This window comes from Pseudomonas sp. CFBP 13602, assembly GCF_014842725.1.
Classification (GTDB): Bacteria; Pseudomonadota; Gammaproteobacteria; order Pseudomonadales; family Pseudomonadaceae; genus Aquipseudomonas; species Aquipseudomonas baltica.
This window is the reverse complement of sequence record NZ_JACYVT010000002.1, coordinates 245,416-260,808: the sequence shown is the minus strand read 5'-3', so window position 1 is coordinate 260,808 and position 15,393 is coordinate 245,416. Positions and strand designations below refer to the sequence as shown.

Annotated in this window: 20 protein-coding genes and 2 pseudogenes; 6 read left to right on the top strand and 16 right to left on the bottom strand. The window is 57.4% G+C overall.

Annotated features, from left to right (window positions below; genetic code table 11):
- Positions 1 to 3: 3 nt before the first annotated feature.
- From IFU31_RS04345 to IFU31_RS04310, 9 genes and pseudogenes are all read right to left on the bottom strand, one after another.
- Positions 4 to 465: an SRPBCC family protein gene (locus IFU31_RS04345; RefSeq protein ID WP_192102381.1), complete on the bottom strand. Its 462-nt coding sequence runs from the start codon at positions 463 to 465 to the stop codon at positions 4 to 6.
- Positions 466 to 549: 84 nt separating this feature from the next.
- Positions 550 to 651, bottom strand: a pseudogene (locus tag IFU31_RS21760) (NAD-dependent dehydratase); the annotation flags it as partial.
- 59 nt (positions 652 to 710) lie between these two features.
- Positions 711 to 1,097 (bottom strand): nuclear transport factor 2 family protein, encoded by a 387-nt coding sequence (locus IFU31_RS04340; protein WP_192053041.1) that lies wholly within the window; start codon positions 1,095 to 1,097, stop codon positions 711 to 713.
- 63 nt (positions 1,098 to 1,160) lie between these two features.
- Positions 1,161 to 1,904 (bottom strand): SDR family oxidoreductase, encoded by a 744-nt coding sequence (locus IFU31_RS04335; RefSeq protein ID WP_192058034.1) that lies wholly within the window; start codon positions 1,902 to 1,904, stop codon positions 1,161 to 1,163.
- Between the two features lie 98 nt (positions 1,905 to 2,002).
- The gene (locus tag IFU31_RS04330; RefSeq protein ID WP_192102380.1) at positions 2,003 to 3,106 is read right to left on the bottom strand and encodes an alkene reductase; all 1,104 of its coding nucleotides are present in this window, start codon (positions 3,104 to 3,106) and stop codon (positions 2,003 to 2,005) included.
- 59 nt (positions 3,107 to 3,165) lie between these two features.
- Positions 3,166 to 3,747 (bottom strand): TetR/AcrR family transcriptional regulator, encoded by a 582-nt coding sequence (locus IFU31_RS04325; RefSeq protein ID WP_122714116.1) that lies wholly within the window; start codon positions 3,745 to 3,747, stop codon positions 3,166 to 3,168.
- A 282-nt stretch (positions 3,748 to 4,029) separates the two neighbouring features.
- Positions 4,030 to 4,482 carry a hypothetical protein gene (locus IFU31_RS04320; protein ID WP_192102379.1) on the bottom strand — a complete coding sequence of 151 codons (453 nt, stop codon included), beginning with the start codon at positions 4,480 to 4,482 and terminating at the stop codon, positions 4,030 to 4,032.
- A gap of 108 nt (positions 4,483 to 4,590) precedes the next feature.
- On the bottom strand, positions 4,591 to 4,923 hold the full coding sequence (locus IFU31_RS04315; RefSeq protein ID WP_192102378.1) for a hypothetical protein: 333 nt from the start codon (positions 4,921 to 4,923) through the stop codon (positions 4,591 to 4,593).
- 158 nt (positions 4,924 to 5,081) lie between these two features.
- A complete protein-coding gene (locus tag IFU31_RS04310) occupies positions 5,082 to 5,342 on the bottom strand; it encodes a type B 50S ribosomal protein L31 (RefSeq protein WP_122713851.1) in 261 nt (86 codons plus the stop codon).
- Positions 5,343 to 5,622: 280 nt separating this feature from the next.
- Between IFU31_RS04310 and IFU31_RS04305 the strand changes: the two genes are divergently transcribed.
- A complete protein-coding gene (locus IFU31_RS04305) occupies positions 5,623 to 6,474 on the top strand; it encodes a helix-turn-helix transcriptional regulator (RefSeq protein WP_244652472.1) in 852 nt (283 codons plus the stop codon).
- Here IFU31_RS04305 and IFU31_RS04300 read toward each other — a convergent pair.
- Positions 6,425 to 7,012 carry a LysE family translocator gene (locus IFU31_RS04300; RefSeq protein WP_122476200.1) on the bottom strand — a complete coding sequence of 196 codons (588 nt, stop codon included), beginning with the start codon at positions 7,010 to 7,012 and terminating at the stop codon, positions 6,425 to 6,427. The two genes, IFU31_RS04305 and IFU31_RS04300, sit on opposite strands and share 50 nt — an antisense overlap.
- Before the next feature lie 69 nt (positions 7,013 to 7,081).
- Between IFU31_RS04300 and IFU31_RS04295 the strand changes: the two genes are divergently transcribed.
- Both IFU31_RS04295 and IFU31_RS04290 read left to right on the top strand, forming a co-directional pair.
- Complete coding sequence (locus tag IFU31_RS04295; RefSeq protein WP_240998679.1) at positions 7,082 to 7,555, top strand: Fic family protein; 474 nt, start codon at positions 7,082 to 7,084, stop codon at positions 7,553 to 7,555.
- Between the two features lie 80 nt (positions 7,556 to 7,635).
- On the top strand, positions 7,636 to 8,118 hold the full coding sequence (locus IFU31_RS04290) for an OsmC family protein (protein ID WP_122476198.1): 483 nt from the start codon (positions 7,636 to 7,638) through the stop codon (positions 8,116 to 8,118).
- A gap of 130 nt (positions 8,119 to 8,248) precedes the next feature.
- Here the strand turns inward: IFU31_RS04290 and IFU31_RS04285 are convergent, their stop codons facing one another.
- Entirely contained in the window at positions 8,249 to 9,157 is a 909-nt protein-coding gene (locus tag IFU31_RS04285; RefSeq protein WP_192102376.1) for a LysR family transcriptional regulator, read from the bottom strand.
- A gap of 88 nt (positions 9,158 to 9,245) precedes the next feature.
- Here IFU31_RS04285 and IFU31_RS04280 point away from each other — a divergent pair, with 88 nt between their 5' ends.
- Positions 9,246 to 9,755, top strand: a complete 510-nt coding sequence (locus IFU31_RS04280) for an SRPBCC domain-containing protein (protein WP_122713846.1) — start codon at positions 9,246 to 9,248, stop codon at positions 9,753 to 9,755.
- A gap of 68 nt (positions 9,756 to 9,823) precedes the next feature.
- On the opposite strand, the pseudogene IFU31_RS04275 reads toward IFU31_RS04280, so the two are convergent.
- Positions 9,824 to 10,763, bottom strand: a pseudogene (locus IFU31_RS04275) (DMT family transporter).
- 68 nt (positions 10,764 to 10,831) lie between these two features.
- On the bottom strand, positions 10,832 to 11,572 hold the full coding sequence (locus IFU31_RS04270; RefSeq protein WP_192102375.1) for an AraC family transcriptional regulator: 741 nt from the start codon (positions 11,570 to 11,572) through the stop codon (positions 10,832 to 10,834).
- A 208-nt stretch (positions 11,573 to 11,780) separates the two neighbouring features.
- Between IFU31_RS04270 and IFU31_RS04265 the strand changes: the two genes are divergently transcribed.
- Positions 11,781 to 12,230 (top strand): hypothetical protein, encoded by a 450-nt coding sequence (locus tag IFU31_RS04265; protein ID WP_192053059.1) that lies wholly within the window; start codon positions 11,781 to 11,783, stop codon positions 12,228 to 12,230.
- 88 nt (positions 12,231 to 12,318) lie between these two features.
- Here the strand turns inward: IFU31_RS04265 and IFU31_RS04260 are convergent, their stop codons facing one another.
- Positions 12,319 to 13,650 carry an aminotransferase-like domain-containing protein gene (locus IFU31_RS04260; RefSeq protein WP_192058298.1) on the bottom strand — a complete coding sequence of 444 codons (1,332 nt, stop codon included), beginning with the start codon at positions 13,648 to 13,650 and terminating at the stop codon, positions 12,319 to 12,321.
- An 89-nt stretch (positions 13,651 to 13,739) separates the two neighbouring features.
- Here IFU31_RS04260 and IFU31_RS04255 point away from each other — a divergent pair, with 89 nt between their 5' ends.
- Complete coding sequence (locus IFU31_RS04255) at positions 13,740 to 14,657, top strand: DMT family transporter (protein WP_192058044.1); 918 nt, start codon at positions 13,740 to 13,742, stop codon at positions 14,655 to 14,657.
- Here IFU31_RS04255 and IFU31_RS04250 read toward each other — a convergent pair.
- Both IFU31_RS04250 and IFU31_RS04245 read right to left on the bottom strand, forming a co-directional pair.
- Positions 14,635 to 14,859 carry a YgdI/YgdR family lipoprotein gene (locus tag IFU31_RS04250; RefSeq protein WP_122476182.1) on the bottom strand — a complete coding sequence of 75 codons (225 nt, stop codon included), beginning with the start codon at positions 14,857 to 14,859 and terminating at the stop codon, positions 14,635 to 14,637. The genes IFU31_RS04255 and IFU31_RS04250 overlap by 23 nt on opposite strands.
- Positions 14,860 to 14,965: 106 nt before the next feature.
- On the bottom strand, positions 14,966 to 15,352 hold the full coding sequence (locus tag IFU31_RS04245) for a hypothetical protein (RefSeq protein WP_192102374.1): 387 nt from the start codon (positions 15,350 to 15,352) through the stop codon (positions 14,966 to 14,968).
- Positions 15,353 to 15,393 lie beyond the last annotated feature (41 nt).

Below are 15,393 nucleotides of genomic sequence, written 5' to 3'. Positions count from 1 at the left end.
GCTTCAGTGCCCGTCTTTGCACGTCCGTGACTGAGCGAGGTAAAGCGCCAGGCTGTCATGGCCATCCACGACCAGCCGGGTGATCAGCGCTTCAAAGTGGGCAGTCATTTCTGCATCGCGGACGTCGGAGCTCGCACGCCATTCAATGACACACTGAAGCTCTCCACTGACCTTGATCACCCTGACGTCTGCTCGATAGTTGTCGAGCGGTAGAGGTGATTCTTCGAATTTGTATGTTAAGCGCATCTGGGGGTTATCCAGTACCAGAAGGCGTTCGCGAAGAACGCCTCCGTCTGCCAGATCAAGCCGTCTGACTGAGCCAATCGTGCTTTCTGATTGCCCATCTTCGAGGCTGCTTTCATTGATTGCCGGGTGCCATTGGGCTATTTCCCCAAAGTTTCTTAGCACTTTCCAGGCGTGTTCTGCAGTGGTTGCGATAACGGCGCTGTATTCAACTGTTGCCATACATCAAACTCCAAAAGCCTTCAAAGCCATATCTTTAAAAATTATCGTTGGCTGAGCGTGCTTGCAGCCAAATCAATCGACGCGCTGCCGATGCAGTGGGGCTACGTCGTGACCGTTGCTGACAAGAAGACTGACAAGGCGTTTGCCGACTTTACCGGCGGCGCCAATGACAAAAACTCTGGACATGGGTTGCTCCTGTTGTGGGGAAGTGCCGGTGCGGCTTGCACCGGCACAGGCCTGCGCAGTCAGCCTTCGAATTGGTGGTAAACCTTGGCAATGACTTTCCAGGCACCATCGATTTTGATCAACGTCAGGTAGTCGTTGTAGTCAGCGCCGATCGCGTCTTTTTCCATATCGACGCGTACGACAGCGGTGGTCGGAGTGATAGCCAGCACGTCCAGACGAGTGCTGATGTCTGGCGCCGTGCCGTTGGTTTCGACGAACGTATACAGGTTGCTGATCGGCCCGCCCAACAGTTGACCGTTGGTGAAGCCGTACATCACGGCGTCTTTATGAAACGCTTCCGCGATGATGGCAACGCTGCCTGCACGCAAGCCTTCGACATAGTTGCTGGCGGTTTCGATGACGGCGTTGTAATCGCTGGTTGGCACGGCTTTGATGTTGTTGCTCATAGGGTGTTTCTCCTGAAGTTGGATTCGACGGATCACTGGGTTACATCGACGTGCATAATCCGATCACCAGTCCTGACGCGTCGGCGAAATGATCAGATCGTTCACAGTTACGTTGGCTGGTTGATTGAGTGCGTAGATCACCGCGCGACTGATGTCCTCGGGCGCGATAGCGATTTCATTCAGCGCCTTGGCGGCTTTGCGGCCTTCGGGATCGGTCACTTTGTCGGCCCAGCCGGTATTGATCACGCCTGGACTTACGGTGTTGACGCGGATGCCGTGGTGCACACCCAACTCCTTGCGCATGGATTCAGTCATAGCCTGAACGAAGAATTTGGTAGCGCTGTAGACACCGGCGGCTGGGCCGACCTGATGCCCTGCCACTGAGTCCATGTTCAAGATCTGGCCGGACTTCTGCTGAATCATGAATGGGAGAACGGCCGCGATGGCGTTCAGGTAGCCCTTGATATTCACATCGATCATGGCGTTCCAGTCGCGGGTGGCGAGGTCGACCCAGTTGGAAAACAGCATCAGGCCTGCGTTGTTCACCAAGATATCCACTGAGCCGTAGGTGTCCTTGGCGAACTGGGCCATCGCCAGTGTTTGCTCTGGGCAGGTAACGTCCGTTACGTAGCTCACCGCTTCATAACCGGCGGCACGTAGCTCGCTGACCAGAACGACGAGGCCCGCTTCTTCGTGGGCCGCGGCGATGACGTTGGCGCCATGGGCCGCCAGCGCTCTAGCCGTGGCGGCTCCAATGCCAGAAGAGGCGCCAGTGACGATGGCGGTTTTCTTGTCCAGGTAATTCATGTCGTGTTCCTTTGTGGCGGTGTTCCCGCGTAGGTGGCGCGTACTAACCGTTGGGGAGTGCCAGATGAACCGGGCAGGGGAGTAGGTAAGTGCTGGTCTTAGTAATTACCCAATGGCCAGTCGGTGTAGCCTTTGGCGCCGCCGCCGTAGTACGACTCACGAGGCGCAATGGTCAGCTCGGCACCGTGGCGCAGGCGCGCGACGAGGTCTGGGTTGGAAATGAACAGGCGGCCGAATGCCACAGCGTCGATCTTGCCCGCTGCGCGCCGCTCGACCGCCATCTCCAGGTCGTAGTTGTTGTTGCCAATGAACCGACCATTGAACTGGGCACTCAATGCGTCCATGTCGACACCTGCCGGCACTTCTCGGGAGGTGGCCGTGGCCCCTTCGACAAAATGCAGGTAGGCCAGATCCAGCGCGTTGAGCTGTTGGATAAGGTAGCCGTGAAGGCCCATGACATTGCTGTCCGGTGGCGTGTTTCCCGCATCCGGTGTCACCGGTGACAGGCGAATGCCTACGCGGTCATTGCCCCAGACATCGACGATTGCTCGGGTCACTTCAAGGGTCAGACGCGCGCGGTTCTCGATGGATCCGCCGTACTGGTCTGTACGCTGGTTGGTGGAGTCGCGAAGGAACTGGTCCAGCAGGTAGCTGTTGGCCGAATGCACTTCTACCCCGTCGAAACCCGCGCGCTTGGCATTCTTGGCCGCGTGTTGGTACTGCTCGATGATGCCGGGAATCTCGTCGGTTTCGAGCGCTCGCGGCATGGACACAGGCACAAAACCATCGGCTGTGTAGGTATTACCCTCTGCCTGGATAGCGGAAGGTGCTACCGGCGCCTCGCCATTGGGTTGCAGGTCGACGCTTGAAAAGCGCCCTACATGCCAGAGCTGACTGACAATCTTGCCACCTGCAGCGTGCACCGCATCGGTGACCTTTTTCCATCCTGCTACCTGCTCCTCGCTCCAGATGCCAGGGGTCGCCGCGTAGCCGCGGCCTTGAGCCGAGATGTTGGTCGCCTCAGCCACGATCAATCCAGCGGTGGCCCGCTGAGCGTAATAAGTGGCGTGCAACTCAGTGGGGATACCTGCTTCGCCGTAACGACTACGGGTGACGGGCGCCATGACAATGCGGTTAGCCAGTTCGATGGCACCCATGCGTACGGGAGAAAACAGGTCAGTGGTGTTGCTGATGTCTTTCATGTTCTAAGCCTTTGTAGTGGACCGGTCGTCTACTAAATTGGGTAAATAAAAAGCGCGTACTAGTGCAGCAAGCGCTTGGTCATGATCAGAGCTTTTGAAAAGGACTCCGTGGATCTGTTCACCTTGACCAGCAGGGAGGCGCCCAACCATAGCTGGTAGAGTGATTCAGCAAAGGCTGCAGGGTCACCTTCTGGATGAATGCTGCCGTCGGCTACGCCCATGTCCACGCATGCTGTGATGCGCTGAATGATCTTCGCCGTACCGACTTCGAGCACAGCGCGCATGTCTTCAGACAAATCGCAGACCTCTGCGCCTAACTTGACCACCAGGCATTTGCCCTCGGGCAGGTCAGTGCCTTGGGTTTCAGTCCAGTAGTTGAAATAGGCCAGCAAGCGTTCGGCGCCGCTTCCAGGCTTTGCCATGAGCGCGTCCACGCGGCCCAGGTACTCGGAGAAATATTCTTCCAGCAAAGCCTGGCCGAACTCTTCCTTCGACTTGAAGTAGTAATAGAACGACCCTTTGGGCACACCCGCCGTGCTCAGCACTTCGGCCAAGCCAACGGCCGTATAGCCTTTGTTGGTCATCAGCGAACGAGCCACATCGATGATGTGCTGCCGCATGTCTTGAGCTGGTTTCTTCATGATGGGCAGCATGGTAAACACATACCGACCGGTCGTCTACAAAATTTTTCTGTGCAGTGGTATCGCCGGGCTCGCGCGCAGGTAACCGGCAATGTCCTCTGCCGCGACATCAAGCGTGGGGTTTCACACCAGGCTAAAAATACCCGCTTCGCCAGTCTCCATGTCATACGCAATCAACGCTTCCTGATCTACACCAGCACTGCAAAGGATTTCACCTCGACTGTTCCAGATCGAAGAACCACCCGCCGCCACGAAGTCGTCGGCGGTGCCTACGTCCGATTTTCATTCAGTCAGGCGGCGATACTGCTGAACAACAAACGTCGCCATTACGATGAGGCAGGCAATCCAGGCGCAAACTACCTGCCAGTGTCCTATGGCCGTTACGTCGCCCATGAAGAAACCAGCGGAGACGAGAAAAAGCAGCAGTGAAAGGCCCGCCAGCAGCATTCGCGGAATGGCCATTGCGAGGCGCCACCAGACGCCCGGAGCGAACCGTCGGGCGACCCAGCGATTGAGTGCTGTCATTCCTGCAAGGACCATGGCGAAAATCGTCAGCAGCAGCGGTATCAGAATAAGCGCCATGGCAGGCTCAGCTTCACCACCATCTTCGCCTGGCGTGTAATGGGCTGCGTGCCACATATCTGCGCAGAGAGCCGAAAGCGCGAAAATCACCACGATGGGAGCAATAGGGAATATCAACGTGCTCACCAGCGCATGGTTGTCCTGATCCTTCATCTCGCATCTCCTAATCGAGGATATTGGCCATCGAAGCATCTCCGATGCCTCATCACCCGATACTGTAAGGATCAATTCCGAGCAGAGGGGCCAGCAGCCTGCCGCTACTCAACCGCTGCAAAAACGCCGCAGTTTTCCGGACCCCCAAGAGATCATCATTGCAGGAATGGAAAGGAGAGCGACATAGATGACCCCCACAGCCAGCAAGGGCGAAACGCCGGCAGACACTACGACCACCGGGAGTTGGGCAAACATGACTATCGCGCCTGCTATCAGGCTGAAGCGTAGAAACATTGCCCCCAGAATGGCTGACAGCACCAGCGCCGCAGGGTAGACAGTGGTCCAGTAACCCGCTGCGTCCCACGGCTCCGCAGTGCCTGAGAGCCATGACACAGTGGTCCAGAAGATGATGCACACAATGCTGATCAGAATCACGCTCACGGCTCGGGATCCATACCTGAAATGTGTGCACAGTCTAACTGCATACTGTCGCGATAGAGGGCTTGGCACCACGGTGCGTGACGTGCAGCCGAGTAAACGTCTCGCCAGGACCAAAGCCAGCGGGGCGCACTGGCTTCAGCGACACTGGTTACGAGGGGTCACTTGTTGTTCGACGCGAAACCGGCAAAACGCTTGTTGAATCCGGCAATACGGCCTTCCGCCTGAGTCTTGCGGACCTGGCCGGTGTAGACAGGGTGTGAAGCACTCGAGACATCGAGGGCGACATACGGGTACACGTTGCCATCCGTATGGGTCTGGGTTCGATCCGTTTCTACTGTCGAACCGATCAGGAAATAGACGTCCGCAGCCGTGTCGTGGAACAGGACCGTGCGGTAGTCAGGGTGGATTCCAGGTTTCATAGTCATTGCCTCAGGTGAATAGTAATATGTTATACCGTAACATATTGGTGGCTGGTTTTTCCAGTACCCACTTGTTGATCTCTTTTAGGGTAGCGCCAAGGGCGTGCTTGTAACGCCGCAGCAATGAGTGCGCCGGCTTAGCATCGCTACTCATTCATTGCGCTCACGACAGCAGTTGGCCGAGCGCGGACCCTCGGTATAAGCTCAGGATCAAGCTCAATCGTGCCCAACGGCAACGCTGCCCCTTTCTGCATGCGAGCCCCTCGGGATGGAAGTACCTATGTCTCACTACTGGCGTCATCCTGCGCTCGCACACCTGGAAATCCGCAACGTCGAGGACGGTCGCACGTTCAGCCACGCGCGCCACTCTCATTCGACGTTCTCCATTGGCGCGATCATGCAGGGGCAGAGCACTTATTTGAACGGCGACAGTAGCCGCCTGATCAGTGCTGGCAGTGTGGTGCTCATGAACCCCGGTGTGGTGCACGCGTGCAATCCCGTGCACGAACAGCCTTGGGCGTACCGGATGTTCTACGTGGATGCCCAGTGGCTCGCGGATCTGCAGCAGCAGCAAAGTTTTGGCACGCAAAAGGGCTTCGTGCCTTTTGCGCAGACCTACAGCGCCGACGTCGGTCTGTTTGACGAGCTGGACGATCTGTATCGCACGCTCAATGCCAGCGACTGCCCGCCAACTATCATGCAGGGTGCAACGCTGGGGTTTTTCCAGCGACTGGTGGCGCGGTTGCAGCCGGTCAGCGATGACGCCAAAAGTGAACCGCACAAAATGGCCCAGGCAGCGGAATTCATCCGTGAGCATTGCGCTGATGCACTGCGGCTGGAGGATATAGCGTCGGCTGTGCAGCTTTCACCTTCCTATCTGATCCGCGCTTTCAAAGCGTGCCATGGGCTTACACCTCATGGGTACTTGATTGATTGCCGCCTCAAGCTGGCCCGCGATGGCCTGCGCCAAGGTGAGGACATCGCCCAGGTCGCGGCGCGCGTTGGTTTTGCGGATCAAGCGCACTTGCAGCGGCTGTTCAAGCGCGCCTTGGCTACGAGGCCAGGGCACTATCGCGGTGTGCCTACTCAAGCAATAGATACACGGCGCAGCCCCCGAGCAGCGCGGCCATGACGCGATTGAACCCGCGCAGTCTGGCAGTGTTGTTCAAATAGTCGCGCAACGAGGCACCGGCCCAGGCCCAACTGGCCAGTGATAGCCAGCACACCACCAGATAGATCAGTGCGAACATCCACACCATTCGCACATTGCCGTCGGCGACGAAAGCGCCCATGCCCGCAAGGCACGCGAGCCACGCTTTCGGGTTGAGCCATTGCATCAGTGCGCCGGTGAAGGCTGAGGGTCGTGTCTGCACGTGCGCCGTGTTCACTCGCCCATCACTGCTTGCCAGTCTGTAGGCCAGGTACAGCAGGAATATCACGCCGGCGATGCGAATCAGCTGTGTCAGCCACGGCCAGCGGTTCAGCACTTCATGCAGTCCCAGGCCCATGAGCAACAGCAGCAGGATGAAACCCAGAGTCGCTCCCGTGACGTGGGGCAGGGCGGCCCGCAGTCCGTGGTGTGCACCGCAGCTCAGGGAGACCAGATTGACCGGGCCGGGGCTTATGGAAGAGGCCAGTGCAAAAACGGCCATGGAAACGACGATACTCATCAGGCACCTTCAATACGGGTGAGGGAGCACTGACGGTAGAGATCATGGGAGGGGCTGTATTGAAGGAAATTGCTGCTGGACACGTTGCCAGCGTTTGTTTCCTTCAATGTCAAATACGGTTGGCGCGATTCTGCAGATTGCGCCATAAATCGCGCCAAAAATTGGCGCGATTCTCGAAATCGCGCCACAATTGCGCCACTGGCAGAAAACCTGCTGCCCAACCCAGCCGATGAAGGGCGGATTCGTCAGCATGCGGTAGATATCAGCAAAAGCGTGTACCGGCCGCTGTCTGCGCCCGGGCTCATTGAGCCGTTACTGGACGAAGTGCTGAGCAAGGCCAATCAGATTGCCGATCCGTTCGAGCAATCCTTTTTCGTGATGGTGCACTTGCCCTATCTGCAGCCCTTTGCCTATATCAACAAGCGCACCTCACGGCTCGCGGCGAATCTGCCCCTGTTTCGTGCCAACCTCTGCCCACTGACATTTCTCGACGTGCCACAGATCGCCTATAGCCGGGCGACCTCAAACGTTGGGTTGCGCTGACTCGCTACCTCATCGATGGGTGCTTACTCAATGAGCCCGTTCTTTGACGGACTTTTCGAAAACGTTCCCAGGAGGGATCAATGGTAGATAAAACGCACGAGTATGAAGTCCAGGTAACTTGGGCCGGCAACAACGGGACCGGAACGTCATCTTATCGGGGTTACAGCCGGGCGCACGTAATCGCAGCCAACGGCAAAACACCCATTGAGGGGTCGTCCGATCCCAGTTTTCGAGGAGACCCCACGCGCTGGAATCCCGAGGAATTGCTCTTGGCATCCTTATCTGCGTGCCACAAGCTTTGGTACCTTGGGCTTTGCGCCGAGGCCGGTATCGTTGTGTTGGCCTACGAGGACAACGCTCAAGGAACAATGCTCGAGGAGAGCAACGGCGCCGGTCAGTTCACCTCAGTTATTCTGAGGCCGAAAGTGGTACTGGAATCGGGGTCTGAGATCGCAAAAGCTCAGACGCTTCACAAAGTAGCTCATGAAAAGTGCTTCATTGCCCGTTCGGTAAACTTCCCAGTCAGCCACGCACCCGAAATATCGATAAGCCCAAGTGCCTAGTCAGCCAGAGAGGGTGTCCGCCTAGTCGGGCACCCTTCAAAAATCTACGCAACTGCCTAGATGAGCTCAGGGCCGCGATGGTGTCCAAGCAAACAGACATGCGCCAGGCTTTCGTTTTTTCATGCCCTTGTCAGTCAAGCAACTCGATCGTTTCGAGCAGAAGTGAACGTATCCACTGATGTCCCGCATCGCGGTGCGTCCTTTCATGCCAGACCAGCGTCTTGCTGAAGCCGGGAATCTCGACCGGGGGTTTCATCAGGCACAGACCATTTTGATGCAGCACCAGGCGCCGGGGGACCACGGCAATCAGGTCGCTCTGCATCAGCAGTTCCGGAAGAATCAAGAAGCTGGTCACCGATGAGATGACTCGACGTGTCCGGCCAATGCGTTCGAGGGCAATGTCTGTCACGCCTCGAAATCCTCCACCGGAGGGCGAAACCAATACGTGATCCACGGCGCAAAAACGATCCAGTGAGATCGTGCCGTTCAGCGCGTCGGGGTGGTCAGTTCTCATGACGCAGACGTATTGCTCATGGAGCAACGGGGCAGCGTGTAGCCCTGCGGGTGTTGTGGCGGGTGTGACCAACGCCAGATCGATATCACCGTGATCCATCTGGGAGGCAAGCTGCTGATCATCAACGGGCTGAACCGCAACCCGGATGTTCGGGGCCCTTTCCCTCAGCGCACGCAAGAACGGCACGACGACTGCGCGCAACGCATAGTCAGTCGACGCCAGACGAAGGGTCAGGTTGGCATTGAGCGGATCGAACCCCTGGGGTTGTAGCAAGGCTTCGACATCAGCCAGCAGTTGCTTGACCGGTGCCGCCAATTGCTCGGCTCGCACTGTCGGCACGATGCCACGCTGGGCGCGCACGAAAAGCGGATCGTCGAAGCTTTCCCGCAGTCGGTTGAGCATGCCACTGACGGCGGGTTGGGTCAGTGCCAGCCTTTCGGCTGCACGGGTGACGCTGCGCTCATCGAGCAGCGCATCGAGGGCCTTGAGCAGGTTCAGGTCCAGGTTTCTGATATCAGTATTCATGATGTGCTGGATAAAAAATCGCGATTGGCGTTATTCCAAGCTTACACCGATCATGGCGCTATTCCATCCATCACCTACCGAGTCGTCCATGAACGAAATCATTTGGCCCGAGGGCTTTTTGCCCGGTTTCACTGAAAACTTCGTTTCCAACGAAGTGATCGTTGCGGGTTTGAGTGCTGTACAGGTGTGGCCGCTGTTGAGTCAGGCCCAGCGGTGGCCTTCGTACTACGCGAACTCTGCAAACGTGCGCTTTCACGATCACGTTGGGCCGGATCTGGCCAAGGGCGTGCGCTTCTACTTCGAGACGTTCGGATTTCCCGTCGAGGCGCTGTGCACCGAGCATGTGCCGCCCACCTCGACCGAACCTGGCCGGATTGCCTGGCATGGCTGGGCGGGTGAAGGCGAGACACGTCTGGATGTTCATCATGCCTGGCTGATCGAGGATCTGCCCCATGGACGGGTGCGCATCCTTACCCAAGAGACCCAGAAGGGCAAACCTGCGCAGGATCTAGCCAAAGCCAAACCAAATCCGATGATCAATGGCCATCAGGACTGGCTGGATGGCTTGGTCAACGCTGCGAAGTCCATCGGTCAGTGATTGAATTCGCTTGGCCGTCAGTTCGGCAGATCAGCACATCCGTTGCCCATGTTCACGAGCGGGTTTGATCAGCTTGCAAGTGTAGGAGGAGCACGATGACAATTCAGACACCAGACAACCCCGGCGACCAGCAACGCAATGGCCGCTATCTCGTACGTATCGGGTAACCGATGCTCCCATAGAAATCCAAAAGCCAACGCTGCCAGCGTCTCGATCACCAGCACTTGCCCGCTAAGTGCCAACGGCAGAAGCCGACTTGCCTGATTCCAGCACGCGCCCCCAATAACCGAAGAAAGAAGGGCTACACCACAGGCCACCAGAAAAAAATGCAGCCATTCTGAACTGCCATGGGCATCTGCCTGAAAAACCAGCACAGGCACCGCCAAGAGCAACGACTGAGCGCCCGTCATGATGCCGGTCAGCAGTGCCCAGTCATTGGAGGAAATGCTGGTGAGCTGAATCAGCCGCCGAGCATTGCGGACGGCGAACCAAGTCCACGCAACCAACGCACCTGTGGCGCAGAGAATACCCGCGATGGCTGTCGATGTTTCAGGCGTGTCGCCATTGATCAGTGCATGCCAACTGATAAGTACAACGCCGGCCATTGCGCAGCACAGCGAGGGGGCGAGTCTGCGCAGGGAGACGGCATTGGTGTCGTGCCGACCTGAAGGTCAGCAACACGGGGATGAGCCCGACAATCAGTGACGTCGTCGCAATTCCCACCAGTTGCACCCCGGTACCTACCAGCGCGTAGTAAACGAGATTCCCGATCAGGCTGAGCCAGAAGAGCGACTTCCAATCGGCTCGAGTAAGGTTTGCGCACACCTGCCGCCACCGGGACATAAGCAGAACAGCTGAAATCGCACCGTAAAAAAGAAATCGAAGCACTGCGAATTGCAGGCCGCTCAAGCCTTGCGTGAGCTGTGGCCCAAGAAAAATCACTCCCCAGCACAGTCCCGCGCAAACACCATAAACAATACCCTTCAACAGCGACTGATCAGTAAACATTCCACCCGTGCTCCGTAGCTTGAACGGGGAAAGTCTGAAGCGCCGAACCAGGAGAGTATTGTCGGTAACTACGGGATTTTTATCCCAGAATGCTTTTGCGCTTTGCGATAGACCGCCGGAGTGACGGCGCTTACACGTTGCATGGTTCGAGTCAGCGATGCCTGATCGGAAAACCCTGTACGCAAGGCAATCTCGGCGATCGGCAAGGAAGTGCCACGCAGCCATCTCTGAGCTTCCTGGATGCGTAACCCCGTCAACCAGGCCTGAGGACTCATTCCAAACATTTGCCGAAATCGCTGGTGCATTTGACTCATGCTCATGTTTGCAGCCCGGGCCATGACCTCGTTGCTCCAGTTTGCCCCCGGGTTAGCCCGCAAGCGAGCGACCAGTTGCTCGATGGCGGATGGGGAACTGTAGGTGTCAGGGCCGAGAGATGAGAGAAGCAGCGAGCTCAACTGTGAAGCGTCCAAGGCTAGTCGCTTGTTGCCGATGAGCTCGGCGAACTCGATCAGCCGTCGTGTCGCAGGGGAGATAGGTACGTACGTCTTTCGAGCCAGATGCTCCATCTGAAGTGTCTCCAGCAGAGCCGGCGCGCAGTCCAGCACCAGAAAACAGCTGTCTGCGCGGCTGAGCTGAGAGTGCACCGAGCCTGGCCTCACCACGGCGGCCAATGACTGATCGATACTCCCGCCGCGACCGTCTACATCGATTTCCATCTGGCCACGAACCGGCAGGACCAATTGAGCATGATCGTGGGAGTGATGAGGGTTTTCACACTCATAGCTGCGGATTTCGAGATTCAGGAGCATGAGTGCATCACTCGGGCGGAGTCCAGGGACGAGGGATTTTAGCACCCGAGCCGGGCGATAGATCGCGCGAGAAGGGGGCGTTGACACCACTGCCGCATCATATTCCGATGGCGGGTACCGGTGTTAGTATTGAGGTCGTGGGAGCCACAGCCTGATCGGGAAATGGTAGATCGGTGTTCTGCCCAGTTTTGCTAATGCGGGGCTTCATATGATCCTTGTTCTTATTATTGGGATGCTTGCTTTTTGCTCCGGCTATTTGGTTTCCCTCGAAGATAGATTACAGAGGGACCGTACATTTCATCCTTTCGATGTATTCAACAATTTTCGGGCGTCGCCAAGGTGCCGAAAAAAAATGGCTTATGTGGGCATGTTGATTTTTGTCTTGGCAGGCGTGGTTTACCTTCTTGAGCCAGAGGTCATCTACTCATCCAGAGACAAGATCAAAGCATTGGGCGCGGTCATGCTTCTCTGGTCGTTCATGTTTTATGGCTACTGCCGCGAACTGGAGTTCAAGAAGTCAGGAAGCTCGCCTGCGTCGCTGCAGTGCATGGACTGTGTTGAAGGAACAGAGTGGTATTCTTTGGCCCTTAAAGGGTTTTTGGCAACTTTCAAGATCCTGGCTGTTTTTGCTTTTATGTACGCAATCAAACGTGTTTGATGGCCACATGTCCAAACTCACCTCATATCGCATTCGGCGGTCGAGTAGACGACGTGGTGTCTCGTTTTCTTACCTGGGTGAACTGGGATCAGATATACGCCCCCACCACCCGCTTTACGGTGCCCAGCGCCTCACCCAGGGCGTCCATGCTCACCGACCCAAGTGCCAGCCGTAGTGCATGAGGGACGTGCACCGAGATCGAAAACGGCTCGGCCGTCGAGACCGACACATGCTCGCGCATCAGTTCCAGGGCGATTTGATCCGCCCTTGCATCCTCCGCCAACGGCAGCCATAGAAAGTACGAAGAGGGATGACGCACCACCGGTAACCCTGACAACAACGTGTCAGCCAACGCCTGCCGGGCCTGCGCGTCCGCGCGCTTTTTCGTCTCCAGCGCGGCGACCGTGCCATCGTCGAGCCAGGCGCAGGTGATGGCGGTCATGACGCCGGGTGTGTTCCAGGTCGTGGCCTTGACCGTGCGCTTCAACGCGTCCACTCGATGCACAGGGGCTGCGACGAAGCCGACGCGCAAGCCGGTGGCGATGTTCTTGGAAAACCCTGACACGTAAAACGTTCTTTCAGGCGCCAACTCAATAATCGGTAGCGGCGGATCTTGCGCCAGAAACGCGTAGGCTGCGTCTTCAATGATCGTCAGGTCATGCTCGCGAGCGATCGCCACCAAGCGCTCGCGCTGATCGGCGGGCAGCACCCAACCCAACGGATTGTGCAGCGTAGGCATCGTGTAGACGGCGCGCACCGAACGACGGCGGCAGAGCGAGGCGAGGGCATCGAGATCCGGCCCTTGTGCGGTGGCGGGAATGGGCACCACTTCAAGGTGCAATGTCTTGGCCAGCAACTTGAACCCAGGATAGGTCAACGCATCTGCCGCGATCACGTCCCCAGGTTTCAGCAATGCCATCAGGCTTATCGCCAAACCATGTTGGGCGCCGCTGACGATCAGAATCTGCTCGGGATCCACCGTGACGCCACGGTGGATCAGATGACGGGCAATTGAAGCCCGTTCATGCAGGCGACCCGCATGTGGCTGATAGCGTAAATGCGCTTCCAGGTCGCCGGACAACGCCAGCTGGCGCAAGGCACTGCGCAACAGGTCGGCCTGACCTGGCATGGCCGGATAGTTGAAGTTGAGGTCGATCACGCCCGCGGCAATGTCCGGCTGATCGATACCTTGGCCGGGCGGCAGTGAGGTTTCCCGCACGAACGTCCCGCGCCCGGTCTCGCCGCTGACCAGTCCCATGGCTTCTAACTCCGCATACACCCGGCTGGCGGTGACCAAGGCCAATCCATGGGTAGCCGCAAGTTGGCGATGTGTCGGCAAACGCGTACCCGGCGGCAAACGTCCGGCGCGAATATCGGCTGCAAAGGTATCTACCAGCGACTTGTACCGGGAGGGAGCCATCTTGAAGTGTATCCATGACAATTTTTTGATTGTCACGATAGTCGGTCATACGATGCGCTACATGCAACCCGATATGGAGTGGACACTCAATGGAACGCACCTCTGACGTGCACAGCCAAACGACAGTGAAACCCGCGAGCGGGGTGGTCAATGGCCTCATCGGTGTCGTGATCTTCAGCGGTTCGCTGCCCGCCACTCGCATTGCTGTGCTGGAATTCGACCCGGTATTTCTGACCGTGGCACGGGCAGCCATCGCCGGCGTGCTCGCGCTGTGCCTGCTCTTGCTGTTCAAGGAACGGCGACCGGTACGTCAGCACCTATTGCCTTTGATCATCGTAGCAATGGGCGTGGTGATCGGTTTTCCGCTGCTGACTGCACTGGCGTTGCAGCACGTGACGTCGGCCCATTCCATTGTGTTCGTCGGCCTGTTGCCACTGGCGACTGCTGCGTTCGGCGTAGTGCGGGGTGGTGAGCGCCCTGGGGCGGCGTTCTGGTTTTTCTCGGTGCTGGGCAGTCTGATAGTCGTCGGGTTTGCCGTTACCCAAGGGCTGACCGCCTCACCGACCGGCGACATTCTGATGCTCTTGGCCATTCTTGCCTGCGGCCTCGGCTACGCCGAAGGGGCAAAAATTTCCAAAACGTTGGGTGGTTGGCAGGTGATCTGCTGGGCGCTGGTGTTGGCGCTGCCGGTCGTGATGCCACTGACAGCATGGTTGGCGCCCGCTTCGTTTTCCGGCATCAGCACACCGGCGTGGTTGAGCCTGGCTTACGTGTCGATGTTCAGCATGCTGATCGGCTTCGTGTTCTGGTACCGCGGCCTGGTGCAGGGCGGCACCGCTGCTGTCGGCCAGCTACAACTGCTTCAACCATTTTTTGGCCTGGCACTGGCCGCGGTACTGCTGCACGAACAGGTCAGCCTTGGCATGTTCGGCGTCACAGTAGCGGTGATCCTCTGTGTCGCCGGGGCGCGGCGTTACGGCAGGATCAATCCTCTTCCTTCACGGTAGCCACTTCGTCTGCCTTGACCCTTACCTGCTTGCCCGAAACATCTTCGAACTCATAGAAGCCGTCTTTCGTTTTGGCGTCAGGTACATCCTTGGTGATGTACTGTGTGCCGTTCTGCAACGTGACGACCGTGTTGGTGGAGCAACCAGCCAACGTAGCCGCGCACAGGAAAGCAGTGCAATAGTAAAAAGCTTTCAGTTTCATGAGGTGACCTTCTTCGATCGATTCGCTGGGTTGCGGATGCTCTTCTTAGGTGAGCTGCGGTGTTGTGAGTCGAGCGTTTTATCCGCGTTGTGAGCATACCATCGACCTATTCACTCCGACTCTTCTGCTTGCACAACTGCATGGCGAGGCTGTCGAACTCTCGGTCGAAACTGGCTTTTTCCGCTGCGCTCAAGAAGCCCTGCTGATGTACGAATTGGTCGGTTTGATGACGGACGACTTCGACACGTTCGATCATACGGTCGGCTTGAGCTTGGCTGATCTTGCGGGTTTTTCGCGTGGTGCCGATGTCCGCGCTGAGAATGTTGGCTCGTACCGAGATGTGGGCCTGTCGAGGGTCGGTGATCTTGCCACCTGTTTCGCCCACCAGCTCGCGCTGGGCTTTGATGTCGCAACTAGGTAGATCAAGACTCTGTTGAGCGGCCGATGCGTTCAGGCTCAAAGCCAATAGCGAAGCCAGGATGCTGTATTTCATGGGTGTATCCAGTGTGGGCCGGTAGGTGTCGCTGCCGATAT

Coding starts and splice junctions, on each gene's coding strand:
- IFU31_RS04305 (WP_244652472.1), top strand. CDS start 5,623: ATGTCTCACTACTGGCGTCATCCTGCGCTCGCACACCTGGAAATCCGC.
- IFU31_RS04245 (WP_192102374.1), bottom strand. CDS start 15,352: ATGAAATACAGCATCCTGGCTTCGCTATTGGCTTTGAGCCTGAACGCA.
- IFU31_RS04255 (WP_192058044.1), top strand. CDS start 13,740: ATGGAACGCACCTCTGACGTGCACAGCCAAACGACAGTGAAACCCGCG.
- IFU31_RS04265 (WP_192053059.1), top strand. CDS start 11,781: ATGATCCTTGTTCTTATTATTGGGATGCTTGCTTTTTGCTCCGGCTAT.
- IFU31_RS04285 (WP_192102376.1), bottom strand. CDS start 9,157: ATGAATACTGATATCAGAAACCTGGACCTGAACCTGCTCAAGGCCCTC.
- IFU31_RS04340 (WP_192053041.1), bottom strand. CDS start 1,097: ATGAGCAACAACATCAAAGCCGTGCCAACCAGCGATTACAACGCCGTC.
- IFU31_RS04280 (WP_122713846.1), top strand. CDS start 9,246: ATGAACGAAATCATTTGGCCCGAGGGCTTTTTGCCCGGTTTCACTGAA.
- IFU31_RS04310 (WP_122713851.1), bottom strand. CDS start 5,342: ATGAAACCTGGAATCCACCCTGACTACCGCACGGTCCTGTTCCACGAC.
- IFU31_RS04325 (WP_122714116.1), bottom strand. CDS start 3,747: ATGAAGAAACCAGCTCAAGACATGCGGCAGCACATCATCGATGTGGCT.
- IFU31_RS04335 (WP_192058034.1), bottom strand. CDS start 1,904: ATGAATTACCTGGACAAGAAAACCGCCATCGTCACTGGCGCCTCTTCT.
- IFU31_RS04270 (WP_192102375.1), bottom strand. CDS start 11,572: ATGCTCCTGAATCTCGAAATCCGCAGCTATGAGTGTGAAAACCCTCAT.
- IFU31_RS04250 (WP_122476182.1), bottom strand. CDS start 14,859: ATGAAACTGAAAGCTTTTTACTATTGCACTGCTTTCCTGTGCGCGGCT.
- IFU31_RS04260 (WP_192058298.1), bottom strand. CDS start 13,650: ATGGCTCCCTCCCGGTACAAGTCGCTGGTAGATACCTTTGCAGCCGAT.
- IFU31_RS04290 (WP_122476198.1), top strand. CDS start 7,636: ATGGTAGATAAAACGCACGAGTATGAAGTCCAGGTAACTTGGGCCGGC.
- IFU31_RS04330 (WP_192102380.1), bottom strand. CDS start 3,106: ATGAAAGACATCAGCAACACCACTGACCTGTTTTCTCCCGTACGCATG.
- IFU31_RS04300 (WP_122476200.1), bottom strand. CDS start 7,012: ATGAGTATCGTCGTTTCCATGGCCGTTTTTGCACTGGCCTCTTCCATA.
- IFU31_RS04320 (WP_192102379.1), bottom strand. CDS start 4,482: ATGAAGGATCAGGACAACCATGCGCTGGTGAGCACGTTGATATTCCCT.
- IFU31_RS04345 (WP_192102381.1), bottom strand. CDS start 465: ATGGCAACAGTTGAATACAGCGCCGTTATCGCAACCACTGCAGAACAC.